General features: G+C 65.9%; 3 protein-coding genes and 1 pseudogene. 3 read left to right on the top strand and 1 reads right to left on the bottom strand.

Annotated elements, in window-relative coordinates; genetic code table 11:
• Positions 1-208 precede the first annotated feature (208 nt).
• A complete protein-coding gene (locus MTR65_RS18405) occupies positions 209-3,091 on the top strand; it encodes a TonB-dependent receptor (protein ID WP_243802760.1) in 2,883 nt (960 codons plus the stop codon).
• A gap of 179 nt (positions 3,092-3,270) precedes the next feature.
• A complete protein-coding gene (locus MTR65_RS18410) occupies positions 3,271-5,358 on the top strand; it encodes an MGH1-like glycoside hydrolase domain-containing protein (RefSeq protein WP_243802762.1) in 2,088 nt (695 codons plus the stop codon).
• A 1-nt stretch (position 5,359) separates the two neighbouring features.
• Here MTR65_RS18410 and MTR65_RS18415 read toward each other — a convergent pair whose 3' ends face one another.
• A complete protein-coding gene (locus MTR65_RS18415; protein ID WP_243802764.1) occupies positions 5,360-6,970 on the bottom strand; it encodes an inorganic phosphate transporter in 1,611 nt (536 codons plus the stop codon).
• 654 nt (positions 6,971-7,624) lie between these two features.
• Between MTR65_RS18415 and MTR65_RS18420 the strand changes: the two are divergent.
• Positions 7,625-8,088, top strand: a pseudogene (locus MTR65_RS18420) (HlyD family secretion protein); the annotation flags it as partial.

Consider the following 8,088-nt stretch of genomic DNA (forward strand, 5'->3'; position numbering starts at 1 on the left):
AACTCGGACAATAAAGTCGCGGATTCTCGCGGTTTTATGAGGGGGTGTGGCGCGCAGTGATGCGAAGATGCCACGCTCCCTTACGAGTTGCTGAATTGTAAGGCAGGCTTGCACTTTTTGCTTGCACAAAATAACTCCGACAAATAATCAGGCCCTCACGAACACGGCGCAGGAACCGCTGCGCGATTGAAAATTGGGAGGGTTGATCATGGCATTCCGGCCATTCGCATTCTGCACAGCTTCTGTTCTGGCCCTGGGCATCGCCGGCGTGGCGAACGCGCAGGAGGCCGCTCCCGCAGCCCAGCCCCAGGCGGCCAATACGGCTGACAGCGCGGCAGAGCCGAGCGCCGAGGAGATCATCGTCACGGGCGTGCGGGCCTCGATCCTGGGCGCGCTCAACGTGCGTCGCAACAACGTCCAGATCGTGGACTCGATCGTCTCCGAGGACGTCGGCAAGCTGCCCGACAACAACGTCGTCGAGGCGCTCCAGCGCGTCACCGGCATCCAGATCACCGACCGCGCGAGTGGCGAGGCGCAGACCGTTACCATTCGCGGCCTGAACGACCCCGTCACCACGCTGAACGGCATCAACGTCTTCACCGCATCGGGCCAGAGCTTCTCGCTTCAGGATATCCCGGCGAACCTCGTGAAGCAGGTCAACGTCTTCAAGACCCGCTCGGCCGACCAGCTCGAGACCGGCCTTGCCGGCCAGATCGACGTCAAGACCCGCCGTCCCTTCGACTTCAGCGGCTTTGCCGTGTCGGGCCAGGCGCGCGGTACGTATGACGAGATCGCCGACACCTTCAATCCGAGCGGCGCGCTGCTTGTCGCGGACAGCTGGGACACGGGCATCGGCGAGATCGGCGTCCTCGTGAACGCCAGCTACATCCGCTCGAAGTACCGCACCGAAAGCGCGACGGCGGGCGCGCTCGTGCCCTTCCTCACCGACAGCAACCTGCCCACCGTCAGCTCGGCACCGGGCGCGTGTGCGGGCGGTGCGGCCTGGGTTCCCTACGAGCGCATCCAGCCCAGCGACTGCCGCTCGGTCACGCCCGGTAATCCCGATGGCAACATCTGGCAGCCGGGCCTCAACGCAGGGCTTTCCACCGATGCGGGCGCCACGCTCAACATCAACGGCCAGGACGTGCCCTATGTCCTGTCGCGCGACGCGGTGTTCTCCTCGGACCTCTACGGCAAGCGTGAGCGCCCCGCGTTCAACGCCGCGCTGCAGTGGGCGCCCAACTCCAGCTCGGTCTACACCGCCGAGATGTTCTATACGGGCTACCGCTCCGAGACCTTCAACAGCCTGCAGTTCAGCTTTGTCGACTGGTGGGGCAACCCCGGCGCGGTCGAGCTTTACGATGGCACCAACATCGTCAAGTCGCGCACCGTGGCCGATGTCTACGGCTTCAATTCCTCCGACCTCACCAAGTCGAAGACCGACAGCTACGTCTACCACCTGAACGGGGCGTGGGAAGTCGGCGACGGCGATGGCAAGATCACCAGTGACCTCGCCTACCAGACCAGCACCTTCGAAAGCTCGTTCATCGCCATGCGCACCAGCCGCGTGGCCGACGAGATCACCGCCGACTTCAACGCGGGCGGCGGCATTCCCTCCTACCACTTCTCGGACGACAGCCTGCTGACGCAGCCCTCGACCTGGGCCGTGGGCGAGCTGTACGACAACGCCAACAAGGACAAGGGCAGCGCGCTCACCGGCAAGCTCGATGGCTACTACGGCTTCTACGAGGGCTTCCTGCGCCGCGTCGCCGCCGGCCTTCGCGTCGACCGTCGCAAGGCAGCCAGCTACATCCGCACCGGCGATGCCGTGGCGCTGGGTGGCAACCTGACCGACCTGCCCGAAGATGCCCTGTTCACCAACTCGGGCTTCTACAAGGGCGAGGGCGACCTGCCGCGCAGCTGGGTCAACATCGACGGCAACTGGCTCTATGACAACGCGGACATGGTGCGCGGGCTCTACGGCCGCCCCACCAGCGACCAGCTGTCGCTCGGCCAGACCTTCGGCATCGAGGAAGTCACGATGTCGGGCTACGTAATGGCCGACGCGCAGATCTCGATCTTCGGCAACCCGCTCGATCTCCAGGCGGGCGTGCGTTACGTCAACATCGACACCGATTACGACTTCTACGACCGTCTCGACAACTTCGCGCGCAGCTCGGTCTCGCGCGGATCGGCCAAGTTCCTGCCCAGCTTCACCGCGCGCTACGAGATCACCCGCGATCTGCGCCTGCGCTTCAACTACGGTGAGACGCTGCGCCGTCCCAACTTCACCGACGTGAACCCGACCTACCAGCTGACGGGCGACCTCACCAACGTGGGCTACGGCAGCGGTTCGGCGGGTACGGCCACGCTCAATCCGACGCATTCGAAGAACATCGACGTCGCAATCGAGTGGTACTTCGAGCCCAACAGCGCGATCACGGTCACCGGCTTCCGCCGCGAGATCTCAGGCCTTGTCGTGCCGATCTCGAGCTACGAGTACATCCCGAACAACGACATCGAGGCGGGCGCGACCGACTACTTCACGATCACCCGCCCGGCCAACGCATCGGACGGCGTGCTCAAGGGCGTCGAAGTGGGTCTGACCTACTTCCCGACCTACCTGCCCAGCGTTCTGGATGGCCTTGGCTTCCAGGGCAGCCTGACGGTGCTCGACTCCAACCAGTCGATCCCCGAAACCAACCAGCTGGGCGAAGTCGTGGGCTATACGCAGTCGGACTTCTTCAACGTCTCGAAGCTCTCGTACAACGCGACGCTCGCCTACCAGCGCGGTCCCATCGGTGCACGTCTGTCGTACGTGTGGCGCAAGGGCTTCCTGCACAACAACGAGGCACGTCTCTTCGCCAACCCGATTGGCGTGTGGTACAAGTCCTCGGGATACATGGACTTCCAGCTGACCGCCAATGTGACGGACGACATCGCGCTGACCTTCGATGCGCGCAACCTCACCAAGGAAAACCAGCAGAGCTTCTACAAGTACGGCGCGGCCGGCGGCGCGGAGACGATGAACCTGGGCACGACCCTGGTTCCGCGCACCTTCGCCATCGGCGCGCGCTTCACCTTCCAGTAAGCACTTTGGCGATCCTGGACCTCTCCCCCCGCTTTGCCATTCTGCGAAGGGGAGAGGGGCCGGGATCGGCATGAGGCGACCGTTTTCCCGGGGCACATTCTCCTCTCCCGACGCCCCGGGGGGACGGTCGCCTTTTCCTTTTTCAGGGACGATTCCTTCCAGACGACGGGGCACAGAGCATGATCGCACGAACGGCACGGGCACTCGGGACCAGCGCGTTGCTGGCTGGCACGGCAATGCTTCTGGGAGGCGCGGCCCCGCCTGCGGCTCGGGTGATGGCTCCGGTCATGGCGGCGGCCTCCGCCGCGCCCTCCGCCGTCCCCAAGCTCGACTCCAGGGCCATCGCCCGCGCGCGCTTTGGCAACGACGCGCCCTGGTATGAGGATCGCATCCCCTTCTTCGAGAGTGCGGACCCGAAGATCGACGCGGTCTGGTACTACCGCTGGTCGATCTACCGCGCGCACCAGCGCGATCTGGGCGCAAAGGGCTTCATCACCACCGAGTTCGCCGACGATGTGGGCTGGCAGCGTGAGCCCTACGCCAGCCTCAACGATGCCAGCGGCTTCCACATCGCCGAGGGCCGCTGGCTCAACGACCGGCGCTTTGTCAGCGATTACATCGACTTCATGTATGAGGGCGGCAACGACCGCCACTTCACCGACCACATGGCGGACTCGACCTGGGGGCGCTACCTCGTCGATGGCGACAAGGCGGCGGTCACGCGCCATCTTCAGGTGATGCGCCATATCTTCGGCCTCTGGGAAGACCACATGGACTGGTCCAAGGGGCTCTACTGGGTCGAGCCGCTGCTCGATGCGACCGAGTACACGGTCTCCTCCATCGACGCCTCGGGCGGCGAGGACGGCTTTGGCGGCGGATATTCCTTCCGTCCCTCGGTCAACAGCTACATGATCGCCAACGCCCGCGCGATTGCGCGCATTGCCGCGATGACCGGGGATGCCGCGCTGGCCGAGGAGTTCGAAGGCAAGGCCAAGGCGCTGCAGGATCGCATGGTGGCGGACCTGTGGAACCCGCAGCTGGAGCACTTCACCGACCGCTACCGCACCCGCAACGAGCACGTGCAGTACTGGGACTTCATCCGCGCGCGCGAGCTGGTCGGTTTCCTGCCCTGGATGTTCGATGCGGTGCCCGACGAGGCCAAGTACGCGCAGGCTTGGGCGCATCTGCTCGATCCCGATATGCTGGCGGGTGAGGCCGGGATGCGCACGGTCGAGCAGTCCTACGAATACTACATGCGCCAGTACCGCTATCTGGGCGATGCGCGCGAGTGTCAGTGGAACGGTCCGATCTGGCCTTACCAGACGACGCAAGTGCTGACCGGTATGGCCAATCTCCTCGACCACTACGAGGAGACGGGTCCGGTGACGCGCAGCACTTACATGCGCCTCCTGCGCCAGTACACGCAGCTCCACTTCCAGGGCGACACGCTGGACCTTGAGGAGGACTACGATCCCGCGACCGGCAAGCCCATCGTCGGGCTCGACCGCAGCCACCACTATTTCCACTCCGGCTACAACGACCTCATCCTGACCGGCCTTGTCGGCATTCGCCCGCGCGCCGACGACGTGCTGGAGGTGAACCCGTTGCTGCCCAAGGCGGGCGATCCCGAGGCCTTGCCCTGGTTCCATGTCGAGCGCGTGCCCTACCATGGCCATAGGATCTCGGTGACCTGGGACGCGGATGGATCGCACTATGGCAAGGGCGCGGGGCTGACCGTGGCCGCCGATGGCACGGTGCTCGCCCACCGCGCGGATCTGGGCCGGATCGAGGTGCCGCTCGCCCGCAAGGCGCCCGCGCCCATCGTGCGCGAGACCGATCACGCGGTGCAGCTGGTGCGCGGCGACTTCCCCAAGGCGAGCGCGTCGAGCGGGGCCGAGGCGGAGAACCTGCACGACGGGATTGACGGTCGTCTCTGGTTCTATCCCGAGCTTCCCAACGGCTGGACCTCGGCGGCGGGAACGGCCTCGCAGTGGTACGCGGTCGACTTTGGCGCTCCCAAGCCGGTCTCCTCGGTGAAGCTGGCCTTCTTCGACAACGGCGCGGACATCCGCGCGCCGGGCAAGGTTACGGTCGAGGGCTGGCAGGACGGCGCCTGGCGCGACCTCGGATCGGCAACGCCGCTCGCCAATGGCGTGACGACGCTTACCTTCACCGCGCGCCAACTCACCAAGGTGCGCGCGGTGATGACGCCCACGCAGGGCAAGGCGATCCGCCTGGCCGAGCTGAAGGCGCTCTCGGACAGCTGACCTAGAACAGGTACCCCGAGACGAGGAAGGCCGCCGCCGCGATGATCCCGGCGGCGGGCAGCGTCACCACCCAGGCCAGCGCGATGGGCTTCATGAGGCCCCAGTTGGTCTGGCGGTTGACGATGCCGATGCCCAGCACCGCGCCGATCAGGATGTGGGTGCTGGAAACCGGGATGCCCAGGCTCGAGGCGAGCATGACCACGCAGGCCGCGCCGAGCTCTGCGCAAAAGCCCGAGGCCGGGTGCATCGCGGTGAGGCCATGGCCCACGGTCGCGATGACCTCCTTGCCGATGAACCAGAGCCCCACGACCAGCGCGATACCGAAGGAGATCATCACCATCGGCGGCACCGCGGCCGAGGAGGTGATGACGCCGGTGCGCAGCACGTCGAGGATCGCGGCAAAGGGCCCGACCGCGTTGGCGATGTCGTTGGCGCCGTGGCTGAAGGCAAAGCCGCAGGCGGTGAAGACCTGCATCCAGCTGAAGAGGAGGAACGTCGCGCGCTCGAGCGGGGCCTGGCGCAAGGTGCGCACGAAGAGGAAGGTCGTCGCCCAGGCAATGGCGGCGACCATCGCCATGATGAGGTAGTTGGTCAGCGTCGCAAGGCCCAGCTCCATGTGCTTGAGGCCCTTGAAGAGCAGCATCGCGGAAATGACCGCCGCGCCCAGCGCCGCGACCAGTGGCACCCAGAGCTGGAGCGCATGGTGGGTCTCCACCTCGTCGCGCTGGCGCTCGATGGCGTACCACTTGCGGTAGTAGTCGGTCTCCAGCTCCTCGGGATGGAAGTCCTCGCTGCGCAGCACGTCCATGTCGCGCACCAGCATCGTGTTGTAGTTGACCTGCTGCAGCTCGGTCAGGCTTTCAAAGGCGCTGCGGTGTTCGCGGCGCAGCGCTTTCTGCTCGGCGCGGATGTCGCGCACGCGGGCCTCGGCGCGCTCGTTGTAGAACAGGACATGGTGCTTGATGAGGCGGAACAGGCCATAGGAGACAAGCCCGCCCAGCAGCGGGGAGAGCACCCAGGACAGCGCAATGCGCGCGATCTCGCCCCACTGGACGAGGGCGAGGGCAGAAGATGTGCCGCCGAGGTTCACGCCGAGCACCACCGAGGCCCCGACGATGCCGCCGATGATCGAATGGGTGGTCGAGACCGGCCAGCCCCGGCGGCTGGCGAAGAGCAGCCAGAACGCGGCGGCGACCAGCGCGGCCATCATCACCCGGATGAACTGGAGCGGGCTGACCGTTAGGGCGCCGAGGTCGACGATGCCGCTGCGGATCGTGTCGGTGACATCGCCGCCCGCGATCACCGCGCCGCTGACCTCGAAGATGGCCGCGACGCCCAGCGCTTGCCCGATGGTGAGAGTGCCCGCACCCACGCTGGTGCCGAACGAGTTGGCGACATCGTTGCCGCCGATGTTGAAGGCCATGAACAGGCCGAACAGGGTCGCCAGGACAAAGACCAGGAGGCTGCCCGAGCCGATGTACCCCGCCCCCCAGACAAGGAACGCGCCCCCGCTCAGCGCCAGCAGCACGGCAAAGCCGATATTGGGCAGGGCAAGCCGGGGCCGGGAACCGGACGCGGTGAGATCGGGCAGGGGGGAATTGAGCGTGGCCATCGTGTGCGGGGGCGGTCCGTGGTCGTTATCAGGGTTCAACCATAGGGACTTAAACAAGGTAAATGACCGTCGTGTGTCGAGCCTGCTGCGCCGGGCAGGGCGCGACTCGGGAGGCCGGAGCAGCCCGAAATCGAGCGGCACAGGGGGCTGGCGCAGGTCTGGGGCCGACTTCGCAGGCGCGGCAAAGCGGGCGCGGGCGGGTGATCCGTTCACGCCCCTTGCAAGATAACCTAGCTAAGTATATCGGCGGGGCACGCGTTCGGGGCTTGCGCCTTCACAGGGACGCAATCGTATGCCGATACGGGCAAGTCACTGATTGGCGATGACTTGCCGTTCGCCTTGGGCGGGCCGCGAGGCCACGCCGCAACCGTTCAGCCCAGCACGTGGAGGGCGCCGACAAACACCAGCAAGGCACTGGCACTTGCGCCGCACAGCAGCATGAAGGGACACCGGCTGATCGCAGGATCGTACCGTTCCATGGGAACCTCTCCCGGTTCTTGTTCTTTCTGATGCGATTTTGCGCCTCTTTTCGCGGCAAGGCAAAAGATAATCGCGGGACCTGCGAGGGCCGCGTCCTCCATCGCGAGGGCGGTTTCCTACAGGGTCTGCAACGCGCGGCGCACCTGCGCCCGCAACACGGAGTTGAGACTGGCAATGGTGAGTGAAAGCGCCGCGAAGGGGTCCGAGCAGGCGGCAGGCGATAGCGATGCTGCGGACGCTGGCGGGGATGAGGCCAAGGACACGGGCCGCAAGGGCCTGAGCGGCAAGACCAAGCGCAACCTCCTCATCGCCGCGATCCTGATCGCGATCGGCGGCGGGCTCTGGTTCATGCGCTACGAAACCTACGGGCAGTACTTCCAGGAAACCAACGACGCGCAGATCGACGTCGACATGGTGGCCATCGCCCCCAAGGTGAGCGGCTATGTCTCCGAGGTCCTCGTCGAGGACAACCAGGACGTGGCCAAGGACGCCCCGCTCGTGCGCATCGATGCCAGCGACTACGATGCCCGCGCCGCGCAGGCCCGCGCCCAGATCGCGCAGGCTGAGGCTTCGGTCGAGAACGCGCGCGCAGGGATCGCCGAGCAGCAGGCCGCCGTCGCGCAGGCTCGCGCGCAGCT

Origin of the sequence: Novosphingobium mangrovi, from assembly GCF_022818885.1 — a bacterium.
GTDB classification, from domain to species: Bacteria; Pseudomonadota; Alphaproteobacteria; order Sphingomonadales; family Sphingomonadaceae; genus Novosphingobium; species Novosphingobium mangrovi.

Excerpts from the sequence above, each read along its gene's own strand:
- MTR65_RS18415 (WP_243802764.1), bottom strand. The coding sequence starts at position 6,970 with ATGGCCACGCTCAATTCCCCCCTGCCCGATCTCACCGCGTCCGGTTCC.
- MTR65_RS18410 (WP_243802762.1), top strand. The coding sequence starts at position 3,271 with ATGATCGCACGAACGGCACGGGCACTCGGGACCAGCGCGTTGCTGGCT.
- MTR65_RS18405 (WP_243802760.1), top strand. The coding sequence starts at position 209 with ATGGCATTCCGGCCATTCGCATTCTGCACAGCTTCTGTTCTGGCCCTG.